At 58.2% G+C, this 24,408-nt stretch carries 26 protein-coding genes; 11 read left to right on the top strand and 15 right to left on the bottom strand.

Annotation, left to right across the window (positions count from 1 at the left end; translation table 11 throughout):
• Window positions 1-29: 29 nt before the first annotated feature.
• Window positions 30-1,091, top strand: a complete 1,062-nt coding sequence (locus tag PHX60_RS05090) for an AI-2E family transporter (protein WP_300075650.1) — start codon at window positions 30-32, stop codon at window positions 1,089-1,091.
• A 14-nt stretch (window positions 1,092-1,105) separates the two neighbouring features.
• Here the strand turns inward: PHX60_RS05090 and murJ are convergent, their stop codons facing one another.
• Window positions 1,106-2,671, bottom strand: coding sequence for a murein biosynthesis integral membrane protein MurJ (murJ, locus tag PHX60_RS05085; RefSeq protein ID WP_300075476.1), 1,566 nt, complete (start codon window positions 2,669-2,671; stop codon window positions 1,106-1,108).
• A gap of 94 nt (window positions 2,672-2,765) precedes the next feature.
• On the opposite strand from murJ, the gene rpsT reads away from it, so the two are divergent.
• A complete protein-coding gene (gene rpsT / locus PHX60_RS05080; RefSeq protein WP_091454156.1) occupies window positions 2,766-3,065 on the top strand; it encodes a 30S ribosomal protein S20 in 300 nt (99 codons plus the stop codon).
• A 110-nt stretch (window positions 3,066-3,175) separates the two neighbouring features.
• Here the strand turns inward: rpsT and PHX60_RS05075 are convergent, their stop codons facing one another.
• Window positions 3,176-3,508: a DUF3579 domain-containing protein gene (locus PHX60_RS05075; RefSeq protein ID WP_300075472.1), complete on the bottom strand. Its 333-nt coding sequence runs from the start codon at window positions 3,506-3,508 to the stop codon at window positions 3,176-3,178.
• A 202-nt stretch (window positions 3,509-3,710) separates the two neighbouring features.
• On the opposite strand from PHX60_RS05075, the gene PHX60_RS05070 reads away from it, so the two are divergent.
• Genes PHX60_RS05070 through xth form a run of 7 tightly spaced genes read left to right on the top strand, consistent with a single transcriptional unit; the run spans window position 3,711 to window position 8,255 of the window.
• Window positions 3,711-4,907 (top strand): aspartate aminotransferase family protein, encoded by a 1,197-nt coding sequence (locus PHX60_RS05070; RefSeq protein ID WP_300075470.1) that lies wholly within the window; start codon window positions 3,711-3,713, stop codon window positions 4,905-4,907.
• Window positions 4,908-4,929: 22 nt separating this feature from the next.
• Complete coding sequence (gene argF / locus PHX60_RS05065) at window positions 4,930-5,853, top strand: ornithine carbamoyltransferase (protein WP_300075469.1); 924 nt, start codon at window positions 4,930-4,932, stop codon at window positions 5,851-5,853.
• Window positions 5,850-6,170: a YkgJ family cysteine cluster protein gene (locus PHX60_RS05060; RefSeq protein ID WP_300075467.1), complete on the top strand. Its 321-nt coding sequence runs from the start codon at window positions 5,850-5,852 to the stop codon at window positions 6,168-6,170. Before argF ends, PHX60_RS05060 begins: the two co-directional genes overlap by 4 nt.
• A gap of 8 nt (window positions 6,171-6,178) precedes the next feature.
• Window positions 6,179-6,832, top strand: coding sequence for an arylformamidase (kynB, locus tag PHX60_RS05055; protein WP_300075465.1), 654 nt, complete (start codon window positions 6,179-6,181; stop codon window positions 6,830-6,832).
• 27 nt (window positions 6,833-6,859) lie between these two features.
• The gene (locus PHX60_RS05050) at window positions 6,860-7,171 is read left to right on the top strand and encodes a transcriptional regulator (RefSeq protein ID WP_300075464.1); all 312 of its coding nucleotides are present in this window, start codon (window positions 6,860-6,862) and stop codon (window positions 7,169-7,171) included.
• A complete protein-coding gene (locus PHX60_RS05045) occupies window positions 7,164-7,463 on the top strand; it encodes a helix-turn-helix domain-containing protein (RefSeq protein ID WP_300075462.1) in 300 nt (99 codons plus the stop codon). Before PHX60_RS05050 ends, PHX60_RS05045 begins: the two co-directional genes overlap by 8 nt.
• A 15-nt stretch (window positions 7,464-7,478) precedes the next feature.
• Window positions 7,479-8,255: an exodeoxyribonuclease III gene (xth, locus tag PHX60_RS05040; protein ID WP_300075460.1), complete on the top strand. Its 777-nt coding sequence runs from the start codon at window positions 7,479-7,481 to the stop codon at window positions 8,253-8,255.
• A gap of 30 nt (window positions 8,256-8,285) precedes the next feature.
• Here xth and ntrC read toward each other — a convergent pair whose 3' ends face one another.
• From ntrC to PHX60_RS04995, 9 genes are all read right to left on the bottom strand, one after another.
• Window positions 8,286-9,806: a nitrogen regulation protein NR(I) gene (gene ntrC, locus PHX60_RS05035; protein ID WP_300075458.1), complete on the bottom strand. Its 1,521-nt coding sequence runs from the start codon at window positions 9,804-9,806 to the stop codon at window positions 8,286-8,288.
• 37 nt (window positions 9,807-9,843) lie between these two features.
• A complete protein-coding gene (glnL, locus tag PHX60_RS05030) occupies window positions 9,844-10,911 on the bottom strand; it encodes a nitrogen regulation protein NR(II) (RefSeq protein WP_300075456.1) in 1,068 nt (355 codons plus the stop codon).
• Window positions 10,908-11,420 (bottom strand): hypothetical protein, encoded by a 513-nt coding sequence (locus PHX60_RS05025; RefSeq protein WP_300075454.1) that lies wholly within the window; start codon window positions 11,418-11,420, stop codon window positions 10,908-10,910. The genes glnL and PHX60_RS05025 overlap by 4 nt, the downstream gene beginning before the upstream one ends.
• A gap of 214 nt (window positions 11,421-11,634) precedes the next feature.
• The gene (gene glnA, locus PHX60_RS05020) at window positions 11,635-13,050 is read right to left on the bottom strand and encodes a type I glutamate--ammonia ligase (RefSeq protein ID WP_300075452.1); all 1,416 of its coding nucleotides are present in this window, start codon (window positions 13,048-13,050) and stop codon (window positions 11,635-11,637) included.
• Between the two features lie 170 nt (window positions 13,051-13,220).
• The gene (locus PHX60_RS05015; RefSeq protein WP_300075450.1) at window positions 13,221-14,039 is read right to left on the bottom strand and encodes a molybdopterin-binding protein; all 819 of its coding nucleotides are present in this window, start codon (window positions 14,037-14,039) and stop codon (window positions 13,221-13,223) included.
• 13 nt (window positions 14,040-14,052) lie between these two features.
• A complete protein-coding gene (locus PHX60_RS05010) occupies window positions 14,053-14,979 on the bottom strand; it encodes an EI24 domain-containing protein (protein WP_300075448.1) in 927 nt (308 codons plus the stop codon).
• Between the two features lie 81 nt (window positions 14,980-15,060).
• A complete protein-coding gene (locus PHX60_RS05005; protein ID WP_300075446.1) occupies window positions 15,061-16,335 on the bottom strand; it encodes an HDOD domain-containing protein in 1,275 nt (424 codons plus the stop codon).
• Window positions 16,336-16,394: 59 nt separating this feature from the next.
• Window positions 16,395-17,633, bottom strand: a complete 1,239-nt coding sequence (locus tag PHX60_RS05000; protein ID WP_300075444.1) for an HDOD domain-containing protein — start codon at window positions 17,631-17,633, stop codon at window positions 16,395-16,397.
• Between the two features lie 103 nt (window positions 17,634-17,736).
• Entirely contained in the window at window positions 17,737-18,540 is an 804-nt protein-coding gene (locus tag PHX60_RS04995; protein WP_300075442.1) for a ferritin-like domain-containing protein, read from the bottom strand.
• 45 nt (window positions 18,541-18,585) lie between these two features.
• On the opposite strand from PHX60_RS04995, the gene PHX60_RS04990 reads away from it, so the two are divergent.
• Together PHX60_RS04990 and PHX60_RS04985 are read left to right on the top strand one after the other, a co-directional pair.
• Entirely contained in the window at window positions 18,586-19,110 is a 525-nt protein-coding gene (locus PHX60_RS04990) for a gamma carbonic anhydrase family protein (protein ID WP_300075441.1), read from the top strand.
• A gap of 38 nt (window positions 19,111-19,148) precedes the next feature.
• Window positions 19,149-20,138 (top strand): Hsp33 family molecular chaperone HslO, encoded by a 990-nt coding sequence (locus PHX60_RS04985; RefSeq protein ID WP_300075439.1) that lies wholly within the window; start codon window positions 19,149-19,151, stop codon window positions 20,136-20,138.
• A gap of 5 nt (window positions 20,139-20,143) precedes the next feature.
• Here the strand turns inward: PHX60_RS04985 and PHX60_RS04980 are convergent, their stop codons facing one another.
• The 4 genes from PHX60_RS04980 to PHX60_RS04965 are packed head-to-tail and all read right to left on the bottom strand — an operon-like array spanning window position 20,144 to window position 24,351.
• Window positions 20,144-20,425 (bottom strand): septum formation initiator family protein, encoded by a 282-nt coding sequence (locus PHX60_RS04980; protein ID WP_300075437.1) that lies wholly within the window; start codon window positions 20,423-20,425, stop codon window positions 20,144-20,146.
• 48 nt (window positions 20,426-20,473) lie between these two features.
• A complete protein-coding gene (eno, locus tag PHX60_RS04975) occupies window positions 20,474-21,760 on the bottom strand; it encodes a phosphopyruvate hydratase (RefSeq protein WP_300075435.1) in 1,287 nt (428 codons plus the stop codon).
• Window positions 21,761-21,805: 45 nt separating this feature from the next.
• Complete coding sequence (kdsA, locus tag PHX60_RS04970) at window positions 21,806-22,663, bottom strand: 3-deoxy-8-phosphooctulonate synthase (RefSeq protein WP_300075433.1); 858 nt, start codon at window positions 22,661-22,663, stop codon at window positions 21,806-21,808.
• Window positions 22,660-24,351 carry a CTP synthase gene (locus tag PHX60_RS04965; RefSeq protein WP_300075432.1) on the bottom strand — a complete coding sequence of 564 codons (1,692 nt, stop codon included), beginning with the start codon at window positions 24,349-24,351 and terminating at the stop codon, window positions 22,660-22,662. The genes kdsA and PHX60_RS04965 overlap by 4 nt, the downstream gene beginning before the upstream one ends.
• Window positions 24,352-24,408 lie beyond the last annotated feature (57 nt).

Here is a 24,408-nt window from a genome sequence, read left to right as displayed (position 1 = left end):
GTGCCGCGCCGTCCACTGTGCCTGCGTTGCTGTCCTCTGCCGACACAGCGCCCCCTTTTACCGCAGAAAATCGCAGTCCACCGGGGGTGGTACTCAGTAGCTACCTGCTGATGGCAGCGGCTTTGCTGCTGATTATGTGGCGTGGCCTGTTGCCGGGTTTGTTGTGTGTCTGCTTGGGTTTTTTGCTCACGCGCTGGTTGGTGCCTCGGTTTGCCCTGTTGGGGCAACGCCCGCATGGGCAGCTTGGCCCGCCACGCTGGGCGCAGGTGCTGGCCGCTGCTTTGGTGATGTTATCGCCGCTGGCCTTGTTGGGCTTGGGCTTGTCGCAATCGCGCGGCTATTTGGTCGAGGCACCCCAGCAATACCGTGAATTGCTCGATTACATGGCGCGCACGGTGCTAGAACTGCGCGACAAACTGCCCCCCGATATTGCCAACCAGTTGCCCGATGGCGCGCAAGAAATCCAGCGTAGCATTGCCAGTTATTTGGGGGCCAAGGCCGGAGCGCTGGCCTTGGCTGGGCGCGTCTGGCTCAGTGGCTTGTTGTTTGCCTATGTGGGTATGCTGATTGGGGCCTTGGCAGCGGTGCGCCACATTCGTGGTGCGCGTGGCCCCTTGGCACAAGAATTGGTATTGCGTATCGCCTTGTTTGGCGAGGCTTTTCGGCAAATTGTGGCGGCGCAGTTTTGGATTGCTGCGTTTAACACCGTGCTTACAGCGTTGTTTTTGCTGATTGTCTTGCCCTTGTGGGAGATGTCACTGCCCTATACGCCGGTGCTGATTACCATCACCTTTGTGGCCGGGCTGGTGCCGATTGTGGGCAATTTACTCTGCAATGCCATCATCACCGTGGTGGGCTTGTCGGTATCGCCTATGGCGGCCTTGGCGTGCTTGGGCTTTCTGATTTTGATTCACAAAGCCGAATATGTGATTAACGCCAAAGTGGTAGGCCAGCGTACCCATATGGGCGTTTGGGAGCTGCTCAGCGTGATGTTTGTCGCCGAAGCGGTGTTTGGCCCCGCCGGTTTGGTGGCCGCCCCCCTGTTTTACGCCTACCTGAAAAAAGAACTCAGCGTGGCCGGGCTGGTGTGATAGCCAGCTGTGCTTTAGCGGCGCAGCGTTTGGCGCAAATTCAGGCCCGCCAAGCGCAGCACGCCAAAATACAGCAGCACCGAGGCGCACAGCAACAAGGCCAGCAGGCCAACCCGTTCTAGGCTCTGGCTACGCAAGCCAATCCAATCAAAATGCTGATTGGCCCACAGCAAAAAAGCTGCCAATAAAGTGCTGGCGCTGCCCACCTGTAAAGCATAGCGTCCCCAACCCGGTTGCGGACAATAGCTCCCCCGGCGCAACAAGCCTGCCAGTAGCCACAGGGCATTGACCAAGGCCCCCAAGCCAATCGACAAGGCCAAGCCCGCATGGGCCAACCACGGCACCAAAGCAACATTGAGCACTTGGGTAATCAGCAGCACCACGATGGCAATTTTGACCGGGGTGCGGATGTCGTGGCTGGCATAGTAGCCCGGTGCCAATACCTTGATGGCTACCAGCCCCAACAGACCGGCACCATAGCCGGTCAGGGCCAAGGCAATCTGTTGCACATCGCTGTTTTTTAAGGCACCGTAATGGAACAAAGTGGCTACCAGCGGTTGGGCAAAAGCCAGCAAGCCAACAGCACAGGGCACGGCCAACAACACCACCATGCGTAAACCCCAATCGAGCATGGCCGAATAGCGTTCCGCATCCCCCGCCGCTTTGGCAGCAGCCAATTGTGGGGTCAGTACCACCCCCAACGCTACGCCCAGCAGTGCCGTGGGAAACTCCATCAGCCGGTCGGCATAAAACAACCATGTTACGCTGCCGGGGGCTAAATAAGACGCAATTTGCGTGTTAATCATCAAAGAGATTTGTGCCACACTCACCCCGAGCAGCGCCGGGGCCATCAGGCGCAAAATACGGCGCACGTCTTCATCTTGAAAAGAGCGGCGCAGCGCGCCCCAAGTGATGCCAATGCGCGGCAGCAAGCCCAAACGGTACAACACTGGCACCTGCACCGCCAATTGCAGCACGCCGCCTAGCATCACGCCAGCGGCCATCGCATAAATCGGCTCGATGCCCTGCGCTTTCAGCCACGGTGCCCCCAGCCAAGCCGCCGCAATCATGCACAGATTGAGCAGCACCGGCGTGGCCGCTGGCACGGCAAAACGCTTCCAAGTGTTCAAGATTCCGGCAGACAGCGCCACCATCGACATACAACCGATGTACGGAAACATCCAGCGCGTCATGTCCACCGCAGCATCAAAACCGGGGCCGGTCTGGCGCAAACCACTGGCCAACATCCAGACCAAAATCGGCGCACCGGCCACGCCCAAAATACACACCAGCACCAATACCCATGCCAACACCGTGGCTACATGCTCAATCAGCTGGCGCGTAGCCTCTTCGCCATGCTGGGTTTTGGCAGCAGCCAGCACCGGCACAAAGGCTTGGCTAAAAGCCCCTTCGGCAAACAAACGCCTAAACAAATTGGGAATGCGAAACGCGACATTGAACGCATCGGTCAGCGCACTGGCGCCAAACATCGAGGCCATGATGAGGTCGCGCACCAAGCCCGTAATGCGCGAGGCCAGGGTGAACAGCGAAACAGTGGAGGCAGATTTAAGTAACGACACCTTGTCAGTGTATGCGCTGCCAAGCCCTTTGTGTTGACTGGGTTACAATCGTGGGCTTTGCTGGCATCATCCTCGAACACAAGGAATACACACAATGGCATCCGCTAAACCCAAGAAAAAGAACCCCCGTCTGGCATCCGGTCGCAAGCGCGTCCGCCAAGACACCAAACTGAACGCCGCCAACACCTCGCTGCGTTCCAAGTACCGTACCGCTGTCAAGAACGTCGAAAAGGCCGTTCTGGCTGGCGACAAGACCAAGGCCGCTGAACTGTTTGCCAAAATGCAATCGGTGGTGGACAACGTGGCCGACAAGGGCATTTTCCACAAGAACAAGGCTGCTCGCGATAAGAGCCGTCTGTCCGCCAAGGTCAAGGCCCTGGCACTGGCTGCCTGAGCCTCATCAGGTAAATCGCCCGGACAGGCTTAGCACCCCCTTCGTTCTGTCCGCCGTTTGCACTGGGTGCGCTGCTGGCAAAATAAAAAAATCGCCTTCGGGCGGTTTTTTTATGGGCGCTTCGGGGGCGCACTGGGTGGATCGGGCAGCAAGCAAGCTTCGGCCACTTGCAGTTCGTTATCGCGGGCAAAGTTCATGACAAAGTCCCAAGCCATAGGCTCGTGCTGGTGCAAGGCGCGATTGACAATCACGCATTTGACACCGTGGATGACCGTGGGCACACACCACGGCGAATAGCTGAGGTGGCTACCGGGCTGGGCACCGCCGGGGCGAAATTGGCTCATGACACCGGCGAGGCGCTCGGCCCAATCGCTGGGACGGAAGGTTTTTCCGCTGTGGGTGATGCCCTGAATGAAAACCTCTTGGGTGGAAGGAGAAGCCATCTGGGTAAAGCAAGGGTTATAAAACGGACGGTGCAGGATCGCTGCGGGAGGGTGCCGTGGTACCTCATTCTAACTCTTATATAAGAGTTAGGCACCGCTTGCACGCCCCCCGATGGATGAGATTGCACGCAACAGCCGTGCCAGACATTTTGCCCCACTAGAATCGACACTCTTTTGACTCGCTCTGTCTGGAGATTTCTGCATGACCGCTTTCATTGAGGCCACCTCGCCCCACGTGATGAACACCTATGGCCGAGTGCCGATTGCGCTCTCGCACGGGCAGGGCTGCCACGTCTGGGATGTGAATGAAAAACTTTATTTAGACGCATTGGCTGGCATCGCCGTCAATACCTTGGGCCACAACCACCCCAAATTGGTGCCCGCGCTGCAAGACCAACTCACGCAGCTGATTCACACCTCCAATTACTACCATATACCCTTGCAAGAGGAGTTGGCTGCCAAGCTCATCAAGCTGACTGGCATGAGCAATGTGTTCTTTTGCAATTCAGGATTAGAGGCCAACGAAGCGGCCCTGAAGATGGCGCGCAAATACGGCCACGACAAGGGCATAGCACGCGCCCAAGTGGTGGTCTATGAAAAAGCCTTTCATGGGCGCTCGATTGCCACCCTGTCGGCCACCGGCAACCCCAAAATCCAAGCAGGCTTTGAGCCGCTGGTGGAGGGCTTTATCCGCGTGCCCAAAGACGACATTGAAGCCCTCAAGCAAGCCACCGCAGGCAACCCCAACATCACCGCTGTCTTTTTAGAAACCATCCAAGGCGAGGGCGGCCTGCACCCGATGCGCTTTGAATACTTGCAGCAAGTGCGCCAACTGTGCGATGAGCGCGGCTGGCTGCTGATGATTGACGAGGTGCAAACCGGTGTCGGTCGCACTGGCAAGTGGTTTGCCCACCAATGGGCCGGTATCGTGCCCGATGTCATGACGCTAGCCAAGGGTTTAGGCTCGGGCGTGCCGGTGGGGGCGGTGGTGGCTGGCCCCAAAGCGGCGCACATTTTGCAACCGGGCAACCACGGCAGCACCTTTGGTGGCAATCCGCTGGCGATGCGCGCTGGCCTAGAAACGCTACGCATCATCGAAGAAGATGCCTTGCTTGACAACGCAGCGAAGGTGGGTGCCTACCTGAAAGAAGGTTTGCAACGGGCGCTGGAGCGCGTCGATGGCGTGAAAGAAGTGCGCGGTTTGGGCCTGATGATTGGCGTAGAACTGGGTAAGCCCTGCGGTGCTTTGGTCGGGGTGGCGGCTGATTCGGGCTTGCTGATTAGCGTCACGGCTGACAGCGTGATTCGTATCGTGCCACCGCTGATTCTGACCGTGGGTGAGGCCGATCTCATCATTGCCTTGCTGACTCCCTTGGTCAAAGCCTTTTTGGCCGCCTAAGCACGCGAAAGAGCGCACACTGATGAAACATTACCTGCAATTCAACGACTTTAGTGCCGACGAGTACGCTTATTTGTTCGAGCGTGCCGCCCTGATTAAAGGCAAGTTCAAAGCCTACGAGAAACACCGTTCGCTGGTGGATCGCACCTTGGCCATGATTTTTGAAAAGGCCAGCACGCGCACCCGCGTCAGTTTTGAGGCGGGCATGTACCAACTGGGCGGCAGTGTGGTGCATCTGACCACCGGCGATAGCCAATTGGGCCGCGCCGAACCGATTGAAGATTCGGCGCGCGTCATCAGCCGCATGACCGATTTGGTGATGATTCGCACTTTTGAGCAAACCAAAATCGAGCGTTTTGCCTCTTGTTCGCGCGTGCCAGTCATCAACGGCCTCACCAATGAGTTTCATCCCTGCCAAATTTTGGCTGACATCTTCACCTTTATTGAGCATCGGGGCAGTATTGCCGGTAAAACTGTGGCTTGGGTGGGCGATGGCAACAACATGGCCAATACGTGGCTGCAAGCGGCGCAGCTGTTGGGCTTCAAAGTGCATGTCAGTACCCCCAGCGGCTACGAAGTGGATGAGAAATTGGCGATGGGCGGCAACGGTATCAGCCCCAGCAGTTACCAATTCTTTAGCAACCCCTTGGATGCCTGCCGGGGCGCTGATTTGGTCACGACCGACGTGTGGACCAGCATGGGCTACGAGGCCGAAAACGAAGCGCGCAAAACCGCTTTTGCCGATTGGTGCGTCAATGCCGACATGATGGCAGTGGCCCAAGCAGATGCACTGTTCATGCACTGTCTGCCCGCCCACCGGGGCGAAGAAGTCACCGCCGAGGTGATTGATGGCCCGCAATCGGTGGTTTGGGACGAGGCCGAGAACCGGATGCACGTCCAAAAGGCGCTGATGGAATACCTGCTGCTGGGGCGACAAGACGCATGAGCCACCCTTGCCTAAGCTGTGGTGCTTGCTGTGCCAGCTTTCGCGTCGATTTTTCGGTGCATGAGTTGCAAGAGCGCGGCGGCAAGGTGCCCGATGGCTTGGCCGATGCCATCACCGATAGCCTGTGCCGGATGCGTGGCACGGATCATCTGCGGGTGCGTTGTGCGGCCCTGACAGGCAAGGTAGGCCAAAAAGTGGCTTGTGGCATTTACGAATGGCGGCCTTCGCCTTGCCACGAGTTTGCAGCCGGCAGCGATGCCTGCCAGCAAGCACGCCAGCGCCACGGCTTGCCAGTGCTGCAAGGCGTAGTGTTTTAAGCGTCGCTATGGTGGGTCAAGGCCAAGCACCGCTTTGGGATATTTCCGCCCCCGTGCATCCGGGCAGTCCGGTCTATCCGGGCGATGCGCCCTATGAGCAGCAATGGTGTACCACCTTGTCGGCCAGCTGCCCGGTCAATTTGAGCGTCGTGCGTTTATCACCGCATATCGGAACCCATGCCGATGCCCCGTTGCACTATGCCAACACCGGCGCAGCCGTGGGTGCGCTGGCGCTGGAGCCATTTATTGGCCCGTGTCGCGTCATCCATGTCATGGGCTGTGGCCCGTGCGTGCAATGGCAACATCTGGCCCATGCCGTGGCCGATGTGCCGCCGCGTGTGCTGCTACGCACCTACCAGCAAGCCCCCAGCCAGTGGGACGAACACCTGACCGCTGTGGCCCCCGAGACCCTAGAGCGCTTGGCCGATGCCGGTGTGGTGCTGGTGGGTACCGACAGCGCCAGCATCGACCCGGCCAACAGCACCACCCTGCCCAGCCACCAAGTATTGCAGCGGCGCGGCCTGCGCGTGCTAGAAAACCTGCTGCTGGATGCCGTGCCCGAGGGCGACTATGAGCTGATTGCCCTGCCGCTGCGCTGGATGCAGGCCGAAGCCGCACCCGTGCGTGCCATTTTGCGTCGCCTACCTGGAAAAAAACCTTGAAAATACGTCATTGACGTATAATTTTCTATGCTTACTGTCATAGAAACCCCCATTTTTCAGCGCATGGTGGTGGAGGTGCTCAACGATGCCGACCGCCAGTTGCTGATTCAGTGGATGGCCGGCAACCCCTTGGCGGGTGATGTTATTCCCGGTGCCGATGGCCTACGCAAGGTGCGCTGGGGCCGCTCTGGCATGGGCAAGCGTGGTGGGGCGCGCGTGATTTACTTCACGCGACTGGCGCATGGTGAGGTGGTGCTGGTGGCTATTTATACCAAAGCCAAGTTCGACAATATGCCCACCGCTGTTCTGAAGATGTGGAAGGATGCTTACGATGCCTAAAACTGTGAAGATGGACGCTGAAATGCAGGCGTTTGCGAATGATGTGCTGGAGTCGATTCAGCAGGCCAAACGTGGCGAGGGGCGTGTGCATCACGTCACCCTGACGGTTGCGGCACAGGCACGGGCCAAGGTGGGGGTTTCGCAGTCTGCATTTGCCAAGCTGCTCGGGGTGAGCGTACGTACCCTGCAAGAATGGGAGCAGGGGCGCAGACAGCCCTCTGGCGCTGCACAATCTTTAATGCGCGTGGCTCAGGCGCACCCCGAGGTGCTGCGAGAGCTGGTAGCGACTTAAACTGCAAAAAAATCCATGAAAATCGCTACTTGGAATGTCAACTCGCTTTCGGTGCGGCTGCCGCAGGTACTCGATTGGCTGGCTGCCAACCCCGTCGATGCTTTGGGTTTGCAAGAACTGAAGCAAACGGAAGACAAATTCCCGTTTGTCGCACTCCAAGCAGCAGGCTACCACGCAGTAGCCCACGGGCAAAAAACCTACAATGGTGTGGCTTGGCTGACACGCCAGCCGGTGCAGGCCGTAGTGCGGAATATCCCCGGTTTGGTGGATGAGCAGGCGCGCATCATTGCAGCCACGCTCGACACCCCCACAGGCCCGTTGCGCCTCATCAATGGTTATTTTGTCAACGGCCAGGCCCCCGGCACGGACAAGTTTGCCTACAAAATGCGCTGGTTGGAGGCTCTGCACGCTTGGGTCAGTGCAGAGTTGGCCCAGCACCCGCGTTTGCTGTTGTTGGGCGATTTCAATATCGCCCCAGAAGACCGCGACTCTTTCGATCCGGAAGGCTTGCGTGGCAGCATCCACCACACGCCGGAAGAACGAGCGCAATTCCAAGCCCTGCTTGGTTTGGGCTTGCACGACGCGTTCCGGCTGTTCGAGCAGCCGGACAAGAGTTTTTCGTGGTGGGATTACCGTATGCTGGGGTTCCAGAAAAACCGGGGTTTACGCATTGACCACATTTTGGTCAGTGCTGCCTTGCGTCCAGCGGTGGCCGCTTGCAGCATTGACCGCACACCGCGCAAAAACCCCCAACCCAGCGACCACGCGCCAGTGGTTTTAACGCTGGCCTGAATCGGCGGCGTGCTGGCGATTACAGCAGCGTCAATCGTCGTGGGCTTTCAGCCCCAATTCTTGGATTTTGCGCGTGATGGTGTTGCGCCCAATGCCCAAGCGCTGCGCGGCCTCCATGCGCCGCCCATGCGTGGCGGCCAAGGCGGCGCTAATCAGGCGCGACTCAAAACGCCGCGCCAGCACATCCCACACTTCGGCTTGGCCGTTGGCGAGCAAGGCTTGGGCTTCGGCTTCTAATAGGGCCTCCCAATGGCTGTCTGCATCGGTGGCAGAAGAGAGGGGCAAAGCCACAGCAGGCAGAGTTGCAGGCGCTGGTATGGTGGGAATTTGGATGGGCGGTTGGCCCAAAGGCGGCACAGGGGCTGGGGCCGGTGCCGTTTCTAACACCTCGGGCGGTAAGTCTTGTACCGAAATCACCTGCGCTGGGGCCATCACCGTGAGCCAGTGGCAGATATTTTCTAACTGGCGCACATTGCCCGGAAAAGCAAACTGTGCCAGCCTAGCCAGTGCCGCATCGGCGATGCGTTTGGGTTCTACCCCCAATTGGCGCGCACTTTGCTGCAAAAAATGGCGCGTCAGCATGGGCACATCTTCGGGGCGCTCGCGCAGGGCGGGCAGGCGCAGCCGAATCACATTCAGGCGGTGGAACAAATCCTCGCGGAAAGCCCCATCTTTCACCCGTTGCTCTAAATTTTGGTGTGTAGCGGCAATCACACGCACATGGGCCTTGACGGCACTGTGTCCGCCCACGCGGTAAAACTGCCCATCCGACAGCACGCGCAGCAAGCGGGTTTGCAAATCGAATGGCATATCGCCGATTTCATCCAAAAACAGTGTGCCGCCTTCAGCTTGCTCAAAACGGCCCCGACGCTGGGTTTGTGCGCCGGTGAAAGCGCCACGCTCATGGCCGAATAACTCGGATTCCAGCAAATCTTTGGGGATAGCGGCGGTATTGATGGCGACAAACGGCCCACTGGCGCAAGGTGAATGCTTGTGCAAGGCGCGCGCTACCAGCTCTTTGCCCGAGCCAGATTCGCCGGTAATTAACACCGTGACCAAACTTTGGCTCAGGCGGCCAATGGCGCGGAACACATCCTGCATGGCTGGGGCTTGGCCCAGCATCTCTGCCGCCGCAGCCGGGCTGTCTTGGGCCACGCTTTCGCGTTCGCTCTCTTGCACGGCGCGGCGGATTAACTCTACCGCTTTGGGCAAATCAAACGGCTTGGGCAGGTATTCAAACGCGCCGCGCTGAAACGCCGAAACAGCGCTGTCCAAATCGGAATAGGCCGTCATGATGATGACGGGCAAGGCAGGCTGCATGGCGTGGACTTTTTCCAGCAACTGCAAGCCGGAGCCACCGGGCATCCGAATATCACTGACCAACACCTGCGGCCCCAACTGGGAAGCATCGCCGGAGCTAATTTCAGCCAGTGCTTCTAGCACTTCGCGTGGGTGGGTAAAACTGCGCGTGGGCAGGTTGTCACGCGCCAGTGCTTTTTCCAGCACAAAGCGGATCGAGGGGTCGTCATCTACTATCCAGATCGGCTTCATGGGTGTTTGTCTCTCGCTGGTTGCCGGTTATTGATCCTCAGGGCAAAGGAATCAGGATGCGGAAATCGGTACGACCGGGTACGCTATCGCACTCAATCATGCCGTGGTGGCGCTGCACAAAGGTTTGTGCCAGCGTCAGGCCCAAACCTGACCCGCCATCGCGCGCCGACACCAAGGGGTAAAAAATGCGCTCCCGAATGGCATCGGGCACGCCTGGCCCGTTGTCTATCACATGCAATTCCAATGCCAGCTTGTAACGCTCGCGTCCCAAGGTAATTTGCCGGGCTACGCGGGTACGCAAAGTGATGCGTGCATCGCCTTGTGCCATTTGTGGCACCAACACCTGCGCGGCGTTTTGCACCACATTGAGTACCGCTTGAATCAGTTGTTCGCGGTCGCCACGAAACTCGGGGATGGAGATGTCGTAGTCTTGCTCAATCTTCAGGCCCTGCGGGTATTCCACCAGCACCAAGGAGCGCACACGTTCACAGACTTCGTGGATATTTACATCGCCCACCAGATGCGGATGGCGGTGTGGGGCCAGCAATCTATCGACCAAACTTTGCAAGCGGTCGGCCTCGTGGATGATGACTTGGGTGTACTCCGTCATCTCGGGGCTGTCGAGTTCCATCTCTAGCAACTGCGCCGCGCCGCGAATGCCCCCGAGCGGGTTTTTGATTTCGTGGGCCAGATTGCGAATCAGCTCTTTGTGCGCTTGGGCTTGGTCGCGCAGACGCTCTTCGCGGTCTTGGCGCGCTTGCTGCTCTAGTGGCCACAGCTCTACCAAGACCTCGCCGGGGCCATCCGCAGGCACCACACTGACATGCACCAGCACCGGCTCTTGGTGCAGGCGCTTGAGGCAACCGTCAAAGCGCACGGCGGAAAAATCTTCGCCACGGTTACCTGCTAAGGCATTTTGCAGCAACGATGGCAGGGTGAAAAATTGGGCAAAGTCCATGCCCTCTAGGGTGCGACGCGATAGGCCCACCGTGTCCTCTAGGGCTGCATTGGCAAATTGCACCGTGCCATCGGCGCGCAACACCGCCACCAGCACCGACAATAAATCCAAAGACTGAAAACGCCCATCTAAGGCGGTGGCTTTCATTTCAAGCGTCCCATTTCGCGCTGGATGCCTGCAATGTCGCTTTCGGTGCGGGCAATGTTGGCTTTGAGTTCTGCGGTGCGCTCGGCGTAGCCTTGTACGTTACGCATTTCGAGGGCGGTTTTTTCGGGGCTGCCGTTGTTGTATTCTTTTTGCAAATCGGCCAAGCGGGCTTGGGTTTTGCGTAATTCGGCTTCCAAGATAGCACGGGCATCGGCATCGCGGCTGCGCTGCTGGCTGTTGTCCACCTTGGGCGCACCAGCGGGGGAACTGGCCGCCGCCGGTTTGCTGGCGCTGGCGGCATTGGCATTGCTGCGCGTGCTGCCGGGGTTGGATTGCAACACCGTGACGTTGCCGCCATCTACCGCCTTGCAGCCGCGCTCGCGGGCGTGGTTGGCGTTGTTGGTGTATTCATTGCCACAGCGATAAATGCGGTCTTGTGCCCAGACTGCCGAACTGCCCAAAGTGGCACACAGCAGACTACAAAGCAGGGTGGAGGAGATTTTTTTCATGAATTTTTTCGCCTGGAACATGCCGGGGAGCTTGTGCCAGAGTATCCGCGAAACACCTTTCGTGTCCAAACAACAAACGCCACCACTACCCCGCAGTTTGTCCGATAGCGTGGCGCGGCGCAGGTTCCATTGCCAGTGGAGCCTCTGACCACACCAAAATGAAAAAAGGCGGTGTATGCCACCGCCTTGTCTTGGAAGCCTTACAGCTTAGCGCTTAGAGGGAGTAGTACATATCGTACTCAACCGGATGCACGGCCATGCGGAAGCGCGTGACTTCAGACATCTTCAGCTCGATGTAGGCATCAATCATAGCGTCAGAGAACACGCCACCCTTGGTCAGGAAGGCGCGGTCTTGGTCCAGATGCTCCAGCGCTTGGTCCAGGCTGTGGCACACGGTCGGCACCAGCTTGTCTTCTTCGGGCGGCAGATGGTACAAATCCTTGGTGGCCGCTTCGCCGGGATGGATTTTGTTTTCCACGCCGTCCAAACCGGCCATCAGCAGGGCGGCAAAACCCAAGTAGGGGTTCATCAGTGGGTCGGGGAAGCGTGCTTCGACGCGGCGGCCCTTGGGATTGGAGACGTAAGGAATACGAATCGAAGCGGAACGGTTTTTGGCCGAGTACGCCAACTTGACCGGGGCTTCAAAGTGGGGCACCAAGCGCTTGTAGCTGTTGGTGCCGGGGTTGGTGATGGCGTTGAGGGCGCGGGCGTGCTTGATGATGCCGCCGATGTAGTACAGGGCAAAATCAGACAAACCGGCGTAGCCGTCGCCAGCAAACAGGTTTTTGCCGTCTTTCCAGACGGATTGGTGTACGTGCATACCGGAGCCGTTGTCGCCGTGGTAGGGCTTGGGCATGAAGGTAGCGGTTTTGCCGTAGGCATTGGCCACGTTGTGGATGACGTACTTTTGCAGCATCGTCCAGTCCGCGCGCTCGACCAAGGTGCTAAAGCGGGTGCCAATTTCGTTTTGACCAGCGCCAGCCACTTCGTGGTGGAACACTTCGACCGGAATGCCCAAAGATTCCAAAATCAAAGACATCTCGGCGCGCATGTCTTGCGTGCTATCGACCGGGGGCACGGGAAAATAGCCACCCTTGGTAGTGGGACGGTGGCCACGGTTGCCGCCATCCAGCTTGGCGTTGGTGTTCCAAGGGGCTTCGTATTCTTCGATTTCGTAGCTGGTATTGTGGGGTTCGGTACTCCAGCGCACGCCATCGAAAATGAAGAATTCGGGTTCGGGACCGAAGAAGGCGGTATCGCCCAAGCCAGAAGCCTTGAGGTAGGCTTCGGCGCGCTTGGCGATGGAACGCGGGTCGCGGTCGTAAGCCTTGCCATCGCTGGGTTCAATCACATCACAGGTCATGACCAAGGTGGACTCTTCAAAGAAGGGGTCGATCACGGCGGTGTTGGGGTCAGGGATGAGTTGCATGTCGGAGGCTTCGATGCCCTTCCAACCAGCAATAGAAGAGCCATCGAACGCATGGCCCGAAGAGAACTTGTCTTCATCAAAATGCGAGATTGGCACCGTAGTATGGTGCTGCTTGCCACGGGTATCGGTGAAACGGAAGTCAACAAACTTGACTTCGTTTTCTTGCACCATGTTCATCACGTCCGCAACGGTCTTGGCCATCAGGTTCTCCTGGAAAAACACTCGTTGAAAAAATCAGATATTCTGGTCAAAGCAGATTACATGCCAGCCCCAGTTTATCGTCTTGCAAAACCGCAAGCGATATATTGTGCCTGTGGAACCCGACACGCGGTTGCACCTGTGCAGTGCAGTTGCACCTATTTGCCAATCGGCTAAAGATGACGCACCAATTCAGGGCCGCAATTGGCACCAAATTGGTGCAACATGGCGCGCAAAGCCTCCCATGCGGCAGGCACGGCAGTGGTCGGGCCTTTCACGCCCAATTCAATATGCCGCCCATGCACCGGGTGGTCCACGCTGGGCAGGCTAAACACGCGCACTTGCGGATGTTGCTGCTCAATTTGCTGCATCAGCGGGGTCAGGGCGGCCTCGATGGCACCATAGACCAGCACGGAATGCTCGGTTTGGGGTGCCGCATGGAACAGGTGGCGGTATTGTTGCTCAAGCACCCACTCCACCATCGGCCAAGCCATCACCGGAAAGCCCGGCACAAAATGCACTGCGGCACCATTGGCGGTGCGGCAGCTAAAACCCGGAATTTTGTTGTAGGGGTTGGGGATGATGGTTGCGCCCAAGGGAAACACGCCCATTTGCAAGCGCTGCACATTGTCGGGGCGTTCGGGTTCAAAGGGCTGGTTTTGTTCGCGTGCGGTGTCTTCGATGCGCTCGCGAATCAGGGCGGCGGCCTCGGGGTGCAGGGCCAGCTCTACCCCCAAAGCGCGGGCGGCACACTGGCGCGTGTGGTCATCGGGCGTGGCCCCAATGCCGCCAGTGCTAAACACCACATCGCCCGAGGCAAAGGCGCGCGCTAGGGTGGCGGTGATGCGTTCGGGGTTATCGCCCACATAATCGGCATACGACAAGGACAAGCCGCGCGCATTGAGCAGCTCGATGATTTTGCCCAAGTGTTTGTCGGTACGTTTGCCCGAGAGGATTTCATCGCCAACAATGATGAGACCAAATTTTTGCATGGTGGTGGCTCTTTCAGGAAATAGACGGAGGCGCAGGGGAGGCAGGCAGCGCAGCGTTGAGGTCGGTGGCCGCTACGGCTGGCAAGGGGGCATCGTTAGGGGTAGGGGTAGCTGCTACGGTAGTGGCAGCGTGCTGCTCGGCACGCAATTGTTGCAAGGCGGCCAAGCCAAAATGGGTAAACCACAAAGACGAAAAGGCAAACACCAAGGTGTAAATCCAAATCGCCAAGGGTATCAAGATAAAAAAGGCGGCCACAAACAGCACCCCCGAAGCCCAGACAATGGCCGGTGCCGCGCCCAAGTAACCGCACACCACGCCCATCAGCAGCAGGGCCATGCGGTGGCGGCGCAGTAGTTCTTCGCGTTCGCTGGGGCTGGCATGGTCGGACAAGGCATCAAAGGCCATCACGCGGTAGGTGAGCCAACCCCAAATCAGCGGCGGCACAATCAGCACCAGCGGTGGCAGCAGCCACAAGGGCATCGACAGCACCAGCAGCAAGAGGGCCATCAGGGTAGAACCCAAAGACCACAGCATACTTTGCCACACCGAACCGCCTTGCAAGCGCTCTAAAGTGGGAAAGCGCCGCTGCCCCACCAAGGCCACCAGCGATGGAGTCATAAGAAAGGCCACCGTGAGCAGCGCTACCAGCACTATCAGGGGCGTGACCAGCACCAACACCAAGGCTGGGGCTAACCAGCTGGTCATATCGGGCAGGCCCTGCTGCTGCCACCACTCCCAAGCGGGAGTCAACCAACCGGGGGCCTGCAAAAACGCCTGCATGGTCTGTACGGCCAGCTCCCAGTAAAAATAGCCTCCGGCCAAGGCCAAGGCTCCTATCAGGAGCAGGGGCAGCAGCGACCAAGCTATCACACGGGGAAACAGGCAATACGCCAAAGCCCGAAAAAAGGAATCCATGAGTAAATTCATGGGTGCAAGCATAGCGCTTACGGGCAGGACCCCCAAGTCAGTAAACTGTTTTGGGGGCGAGGGACTGGGCAATCCGTGCGGTGCGTTAAACGTTTAGGCGCTATCCATATCTTCGGCCCAAGTGAGGGCTTGCAGGTGCGCCAAGTTGACTTGCCGGTTGGACAGGTGCAGCGCCTCGGCATTGAGGGCAAAAGCCACCTCATCGCCGCTTTCGCAGGCTTTGGTCAGGGCCAAGAAAGGGGCAAAAGTGCCGCGTTGGTGCAGCAAAGCATCGACCACGGGTTCGGGCAGCGCCAAGGACTCTAAAGCCTGCGCCATTGGCAGGCCCAGCATGGTATCTAACAAGGAAAATACGCCCACGACAAAAGCGTTGTCGCACTCTTCGGGCGAGAGCATTTCTGCGGCCAACAATTCCATCAGGCGGCCACGCACTACCGCCGTCGTGCCTACGACTGGGGCTGACCCCCCAGCGCGCGAGGTGGTGAGCAACAGGGCGGCCCAACGGAATAATTTACGCAGGCCCAAAATCATCACGGCATGGCGAAACGAGGTAATCTCGCACGACAGGCCAAAGCCGGAGGAGTTGATAAAGCGCAGCAGGTTAAATGACAGCGTGGGGTCTTTTTTGAGCAGCTCTTCAATCTCGGTGGTGCTGGCTTGTTTACGCACCAAATTAATCAGCTGAATCACGGTGGCTTGCGAGGGCCGAATGGTGTGCGATTTGACCAAGACTGGCTTGGCAAACCAATAGCCCTGAAACAGGCGCACACCCAAATCGGCCATCATTTGGTGCTGTTCTGCTGATTCCACCTTTTCCGCCACCAGCCGGGCCGAGCTGTGTTCTTGGGCAAAGCGCACCAAAGGTTTGGCTTGCTCGGGCGGGAACATGGTCAGGTCTAGCTTAACGAAGGCTGCCAGCGCCAACCAACTGAGATAGGCCGGGCACAGCACATGCTCGCTAAAGGCCAGCCGAAAGCCTTGGTGGCGCAACTGTTCTAGCACCGGGCGGGCTTTTTCGATGTCCTCGGCGCTGGCATCTTTGGCCAGCGGGGGTACTTCTAGCACCACCTTGTCGGGGTGGATGAGTTCTAAGTGGCCGCCCGAGAGGCTTTCGTGGGTGCAGTTGATGAACACCAGTTTTTGCCCGACCAAGGATTCGGTATCGGCGTAGGACAGGGCGTTGAACAGCAGCGCGGCATCGGAGGCGGCGTTGTGGGCATCCGAAGCGGTGGAGCGGTCAAACAGCTCATAGCCAAAAACTGCCCGATGCTCATCCACAATGGCTTGGCGGGCAATCACGGCCAGATTGTCCGCAGCATGGTCCTCGGGGGTGGCAGGGGAGGCAGAAGTAGATGGTTCAGTGGACATGGCAATGAGAAGGTTCTGGGAGGTCTGGGGACAATGATGCCATGCGCTTAGGCAATGGCTCAATCACCAAAGTGGTCAGCCCAAGCCAAAGCCTGTAAATGGGCGTTGTTGATTTGCTGGCTACTCAGTTGCAAGGCGGTGGCAGCGTGGTCAAAGGCGGCATCGTCGCCGGTTTCGCAGGCTTTGGCCAGCGTGAGCAAATGACCCAGTACCCCGGCATTGTGCAACAAGGCGGCCTCGGTGCTGGGGGGCACACTGACCAAACCCAAGGCAGCATCCATCGTCATGCCCAGCATGGTATCGAGCAGAGAGAAAATGCCCACCACAAAGGCTTGATCGGTTTCATCTTGTGGCAATTTTTTCTCTAGGGCCAGCAATTCCATCAGGCGCCCGCGCACCACAGCGGTTTGCCCCACCGAGGGCGGGGTGCCGCCGTTGCGTGAGGTGGTAAGCAGCAAGGCTGCCCAGCGGAAAAGTTTTTTCAGGCCCATGAGCATGACCGCTTGGCGAAATGAGCTGATTTCGCGTGCCAAGCCAAAGCCCGAGGAGTTGATCAGCCGCATCAGGTTGAAGGCCAAGCCGGCATCTTTTTTCAGCACCTCTTCGATGGCTTCGGTGCTGGCCTGTTTGCGTACCAGGTTAATCAATTCCAAAATGCTGCTTTGCGCGGGCGATACCAGTTTGGCGCGCACCAAAGCCGGACGGGCAAACCAATAGCCTTGGAACATCTGCACCCCTTGGCTAGAGACCATATCGTATTGCTGGGCAGTTTCTACCTTTTCGGCAATCAGGTGGGCTTGGGTGTGGCGCTTGGCATAGCCAATCAGCACGGCCAGTTGGTCGGCGGCCAGCAGCGATAAATCGAGCTTGATGTAATCGGCCAGCGCCAGCCAGGGCATGTAGGCCGATTGCAGCACGGTATGGTTAAACGCCAAACGGAAACCGCGCGCACGCAAAGCGGCCAAGGTGGGCAAGCGGGCGGCCACTTCTTCGGCGGCGGCGTGGCCCAGCGGCGGAATTTCGAGGACCACTTTTTCAGGGTCCACCAATTCAAGGTGACCGCCGACCAGGCTTTCGTGGGTGCAATTGACAAAAATGAGTTTTTTGCCGACCAACTCGTCGCTGCCTGCGTGCGACAAGGCGGTAAACACCAAGGCTACATCGGTGGCGGCAGTGTGGGTGGTCTCGGGGCGAGAGCGGTTGAACAGTTCATAGCCGATAACCACATGTTGGGCATTGACGATGGCCTGACGGGCAATCATGGTGGCGCTGGTTTGATCGGCGGGTGTGCTCGACATGGTGTGTGCTTTTTCTTTTCTGGTAGGTGCTGCTGGGTGCAGCTAGGTGCCTATTTTAGGAAGTCTGGCTCAGCTTAGTGCAAAGTGCTGGCTTAGGTGCTGCTTAGTCGGTGTATAACAGCCACGCCAACTCGGTATCGGTAAAACCTGCTTGGCGCCGGGCAGCTTCGTTCAGGGGTGGTTTGGGGCGTGGTGCTTGGTATTGTTGTGCCAGCAGGGCATAGTGGCTTTCTGGCTCCAAACCGTCGCGCGCACACAGCCAGCGGTACCAGTGGTTGCCAATGGCGACATGGCCCACTTCTTCGCGCAAGATGGTGTCTAACACCGCCACGGCGGCCAAGGCATCGGGGCTATCCACTTGGCGCAGTTTTTGTTGAATCAGCGGCGTGGCATCTAAGCCGCGTGCCTCTAGGGTGCGCGGCACCAAGGCCATGCGCGCAGTAATGTCATGTTGGGTTTTTTCGCACATCGTCCAAAGTCCTTGGTGCGCCGGAAAATCACCATAATCATGGCCGAGGCTGCGTAATATATCGCGCAGTAGCCCAAAGTGTTGGGCTTCTTCGGCGGCCACGCGCAACCAATCGCGGTAAAACGTGGTGGGCATGGCATCAAAGCGCCAGACGGCATCTAAGGCCAAATTGATGGCGTTCAATTCAATATGGGCAATCGCGTGCAGCAACACGGCCCGTCCTTGGGGCGTGGCGGGCGAGCGTCGCTTCACGGCGGTGTGGTGCAGCAGCACGGGGCGCTCTGGCAAGCCGGGCAAAACTTGGCCCGCCGGGGGCGTAGGTGCGTTGGCGGCAATGCTGCACTGGTCCGCCTGAGCGTGTAAAGCCAAGGTGGCAGCGGCTTTTTCATCGGGGTGGGCAAGGCACAAGACCTGCAAGGCACGGTGGCGAAGTTCCATCTCTACAATTCTAGGCAATCGCATTCAGCAACACGGTAAAAATAAATGGCAATTTATCAATTGGATGGCATCGCGCCGCAGTTGGCAGCATCTGCTTGGGTGGCCGATAGCGCCCAAGTCATCGGCCAAGTCACTTTGGGCGAAGATGTCAGTATTTGGTTTGGTAGCGTGGTGCGTGGCGATACAGATGCCATCACCCTAGGTGCCGGTAGCAATATCCAAGATGTTTGCGTGCTTCATGCCGATGCTGGTCAGCCCTTGCTGGTGGGTGAGCGCGTGACGGTGGGCCACCAAGTCACGCTGCATGGCTGCACGATTGGCGATGAATCCTTGATTGGCATTGGCGCGGTGGTGCTCAATGGCGCGCGCATTGGTAAAAACTGCCTGGTGGGTGCAGGCGCTTTGGTGACCGAGGGCAAGGAGTTTCCCGATGGCTCCATGATTATGGGCAGCCCGGCCAAGTTGGTGCGCCAGCTGACACCCGAGCAAATCGAGGGCTTGCGCCGCAGCGCCCAGCATTACATCGAGAACGCGCGCCGCTTTCGTGCTGGCTTGCAACAAATCGGCTAATCCACCGAGTCCTTTTTTGATTTTAGGAAATTTTTTGCGTGTCTGAACTACATAAATTTTTGTTTGACGGCCAGCCGGTGCGCGGTGCTATCGTGCGCCTGACCGATGCTTGGACGGATATGTTGCAGCGCCGTGCCGCCAACACCGCAACTGGTCCCTACCCGGTGCCGGTGCGTGAATTGTTGGGCGAGATGGCCGCTGCGGGCGTGCTGATGCAATCGGGCATTAAATTTAACGGCGCTTTGGTGCTGCAAATTTTTGGCGATGGCCCAGTCAAGGTGGCCGTGGCCGAGGTGCAATCGGACTTGCAATTGCGCGCTACCGCTACCCTCAAGGGCAGCGTGGCCGAGGATGCCACGCTGAGCAGTTTGGTCAATCTGCATGGCGCTGGGCGCTGCGCCATCACCTTGGACCCGAAAGACAAATTTCCGGGCCAGCAACCTTACCAAGGCGTGGTGCCGCTGGTCGATGCCCAAGGGCGCAAACTAGAGCGCCTGAGCGATGTGCTATCGCACTACATGCTGCAATCGGAACAATTGGATGCCACGCTGGTGCTGGCGGCCAACGATAGCGTGGCCGCTGGATTGCTGGTGCAGCGTATGCCCATCAAGGGCGAGGCCAATCTGGCCCAAAGCCATGCCCACAGCGCTGATGCCGACCAAATCGGCCTGAATGAAGATTACAACCGCATTGCCCATCTGGCGGCCAGCCTGACACGCGATGAGCTGCTGACGCTGGATGTGGACACCATTTTGCGCCGCCTGTTTTGGGAAGAAAAACTGCTGCGCTTTGAACCCCAGCAAGGCGCACAAGGTCCGCGTTTTGCTTGCTCTTGCAGCCGCGAGCGCGTCGCCCGCATGTTGCAAAATTTAGGCGTGGCCGAAACCGAAAGCGTACTGGCCGAGCAAGGGCAAATTGAAGTCGGTTGCGAATACTGCGGCCAGCAATACCGCTTTGACCCGGTAGATGCGGCGCAGATTTTTGCTGCCCCGGTGCAACAAGCACCCAGTTCCGACGCGGTGCATTGAGCGCATCAGCGCGGGGTGTATTGCACAAAAATCTCACCCTGCTTGACCATACCCAGCTCGCTGCGCGCTTTTTCTTCCACCATGTCCAAGCCTTCTTTCAGGTCTTTGATTTCAGACAGGAGGCGCTGGTTTTCGGCCAAGGCTTTGGCGTTGGCTTCTTTTTGTACTGCAATTTTTTGGCGCATCTCCTGCACATAGGGGATGCTGCCCCGCCCTTGCCACAGCTGGGCATGCAGCATGGCCAGCAAGGTGAGCAAAACCACCGGAACGACAATGCGCGGGCTCATAGCGTTGTTGGCAGCTTAAGGTGTGCGAAGGGCGGGTGCATGGGCGGTTTAGCGCAGGTTGTAGAACGCGCGACGGCCTGGGTAGTAAGCCACTTCGCCCAAGTCTTCTTCAATGCGCAGCAGTTGGTTGTACTTGGCCATGCGGTCGGAGCGGCTCAGGCTGCCGGTTTTAATTTGACCAGCGTTGGTACCCACAGCAATATCGGCAATCGTGCTGTCTTCGGTTTCGCCCGAGCGGTGGCTAATCACGGCGGTGTAACCGGCGCGCTTGGCCATTTCGATGGCAGCGAAAGTCTCCGACAGGGTACCAATTTGGTTGATCTTGATGAGGATCGAATTGGAGATGCCCTTGTCGATACCCTCTTGCAAAATCTTGGTGTTGGTCACGAACAAATCGTCGCCCACCAATTGCACGTTTTTACCCAAGCGCTCGGTGATGTGCTTCCAGCCGTCCCAATCGCCTTCGTGCATCGCATCTTCAATGCTGATGATGGGGTACTTGTCGCACCAAGTGGCCAGCATATCCGTCCATTGCTGGGCCGTGAGCTTGAGGCCGCCTTCACCGGCCAGCACGTAGTGGCCGTCGTGGTAGAACTCGCTGGCGGCGCAGTCTAAGCCCAGAGCGATTTGTTCACCAGCGGTGTAACCGGCGGCATCGATGGCTTGCAAAATCAACTGGATGGCGGCTTCGTGGTTCTCGACGGAAGGTGCAAAACCGCCTTCGTCGCCCACCGCGGTGCTCATGCCCTTGTCGTGGATGATTTTCTTCAGGGCGTGGAATACTTCAGCACCCCAACGCACGGCTTCGCGGAACGAAGGTGCGCCCACTGGAATGATCATGAACTCTTGGATGTCGAGCGAGTTGTTGGCATGCGCGCCACCGTTGATCACGTTCATCATGGGCACGGGCATTTGCACCGCACCCATGCCGCCAAAGTAACGGTACAGGGGCAGACCAGCTTCTTCTGCGGCGGCACGTGCCACGGCCATCGATACGGCCAAAATAGCGTTGGCACCCAAGCGGCCCTTGTTGTCGGTGCCGTCCAAGTCGAGCAGCGTTTGGTCTAAGAAGGCTTGCTCAGAGGCATCCAAGCCCAATACGGCTTCGGCGATTTCGTTGTTGATGTGTTCAACGGCTTTCAGTACGCCTTTGCCCAAATAACGGCCCTTGTCGCCGTCACGCAGTTCAATCGCTTCGCGCGAGCCGGTGGAGGCACCCGAGGGCACGGCGGCACGGCCCATCACGCCCGATTCCAGCAGCACATCACATTCAACGGTGGGGTTGCCACGGCTGTCCAGCACTTCGCGGCCTACGATATCAACAATTGCACTCATGGTTGTTTTCCATTTCTAGCTAATAAACAGGGAGAGGAGGAGGTTTCAGGCGTTGAAGCGGTCTTCCAAAAAACCGTGTTTTTTGGTCACGCTATCGAGGGCTACCAGCGTCTCTAGCAGCGCCTGCAGGTGTTGGAGCGGCACGGCATTGGGGCCATCGCTCAGGGCTTGGGCTGGGTTGGGGTGGGTTTCCATGAACAAGCCCGCCACGCCTACGGCTACGGCAGCGCGGGCCAACACCGGCACCATTTCGCGCTGGCCGCCGCTGCTGGTGCCTTGGCCGCCCGGCAGTTGTACGCTGTGCGTGGCATCGAACACCACCGGCGCGCCGGTTTCGCGCAAAATGGCCAAGCTGCGCATATCCGAGACCAAATTGTTGTAGCCAAAGCTGGCCCCACGCTCACAGGCCATAAAGTTGTCTTCGGGCAGGCCCACTTCGCGTGCAGCAGCGCGGGCCTTGTCGATGACGTTTTTCATGTCATGCGGTGCTAAAAACTGGCCTTTTTTGATATTCACCGGCCGACCCGACTGCGCCACCGCGCGGATAAAGTCGGTTTGGCGGCACAAAAAGGCTGGGGTTTGCAGCACATCGACCACCGCGGCCACGGGGGCCACTTCGGCCTCGCTGTGTACATCGGTCAGCACTGACACTTGCAATTCGCGCTTGATTTTGGCCAGAATCTCTAGTCCCTTTTCCATACCGGGGCCACGGAAACTGGTGCCTGAAGAGCGATTCGCCTTGTCAAAGCTGCTTTTGAAGATGAACGGAATGCCCAAGCTGGCCGTGATTTCTTTCAATTGCCCGGCCACATCCATTTGCAATTGTTCCGATTCAATCACGCAGGGGCCAGCAATCAGGAAAAAACGCTGGTTCAGGCCAATGTCAAAACCGCACAGCTTCATACACTGGCCTCTGGGGTGGGTGCGGGAGCGGCGCTGGCTGCTTGGCGCGCTTGCTGGTGTGCAATCGCCGCCTTGATAAAGGCATTGAACAGCGGATGGCCGGCCCATGGGGTCGATTTGAACTCGGGGTGGAACTGCACGCCCACATACCACGGGTGTACGCTTTGCGGTAGCTCGACAATTTCGGTCAGGTGTTCGCGTTGCGTCAGGGCAGAAATCACCAAACCGGCTTTGCGTAATTTGTCCAGATAATTGACGTTGGCCTCGTAGCGGTGCCGGTGGCGCTCCGTGACGACATCGCCATAAATGCTATGGGCCAAGGTGCCGGGGGCGACATCCGAGCTTTGTGCGCCCAAACGCATGGTGCCACCCAAATCGGAGCTGGCATTGCGCTTTTGGATGCTGCCGTCGGCATCTTTCCATTCGGTGATGAGGGCAATCACTGGGTGTTTGGTTTGTGGGTCAAACTCGGTGCTGTTGGCCCCAGCTAAGCCCGCTACATGGCGTGCGTATTCGATGGTGGCTACTTGCATCCCCAAACAGATGCCCAGATAGGGTACTTGATGCTCACGCGCATATTGCGCGGTGCAAATTTTGCCCTCTACGCCCCGTTGACCAAAACCACCGGGCACCAAAATCGCATCGTATTGGCCCAAGCTGGCTACGCCTTCGGGGGTAATGGTCTCAGAATCAATGTGGTCAATTTTGACGCGCACATGGCTTTGCATACCGGCGTGGCGCAGTGCTTCATTGACCGACTTGTAGCTGTCGGACAAATCTACATACTTGCCTACCATCGCAATACGCACTTCGCCCTGCGGGTTCTCGGTTTCATGCACCAAGGCATCCCAGCGCTTGAGGCTGGTGGGCGGGGTGTGCAGGCGCAGGCGGTCGCAAATCAGGCCATCCAAGCCTTGCTCGTGCAACATGCGCGGCACTTTGTAGATGGTGTCCACATCCCACATGCTAATCACGCCCCACTCGGGCACGTTGGTAAACAGCGAGATTTTTTCGCGCTCTTCGGCGGGCACTTTGCGCTCGGCGCGGCACAAGAGTGCATCGGGCTGGATACCGATTTTGCGTAGTTCTTGTACCGTGTGCTGGGTGGGCTTGGTTTTAAGCTCACCGGCGGTGGCAATCCAAGGCAGGTAGGTCAGATGCACAAAGGCGGCGTTGTTCGGGCCTAGCTTCAGGCTCAATTGGCGCACCGCCTCTAAGAACGGCAGTGATTCAATATCGCCCACCGTGCCGCCGATTTCGCAAATCGCCACATCCACGGCATCGGGGGTGCCGATGCCCGCACCGCGCTGGATGTACTCTTGGATTTCGTTGGTGACATGCGGAATCACCTGCACGGTTTTGCCGAGGTAATCACCCCGGCGTTCTTTTTCTAGCACCGACTGGTAAATTTTGCCGGTGGTAAAGTTGTTGGACTTTTTCATGCGCGTTTCGATGAAACGCTCATAGTGGCCCAAGTCGAGGTCGGTTTCGGCACCGTCGTCGGTCACAAAAACTTCGCCATGCTGGAATGGCGACATGGTGCCCGGGTCGACGTTGATGTAGGGGTCGAGCTTGATGAGGGTGACTTTGAGGCCCCGCGATTCGAGAATCGCGGCAAGGGAGGCTGAGGCGATTCCCTTGCCCAGGGAAGACACCACACCGCCGGTGACGAAGACAAATTTGGTCATGTCATGAATAGGGGGTGGGAAAGCGGGATTATAGGTGTCCTGTTTTGCGCTGTGGTG

The organism is Giesbergeria sp. (genome assembly GCF_028686475.1).
Lineage (GTDB): Bacteria > Pseudomonadota > Gammaproteobacteria > Burkholderiales > Burkholderiaceae_C > Simplicispira.
This window is presented reverse-complemented; position numbering and strand designations above follow the sequence as displayed.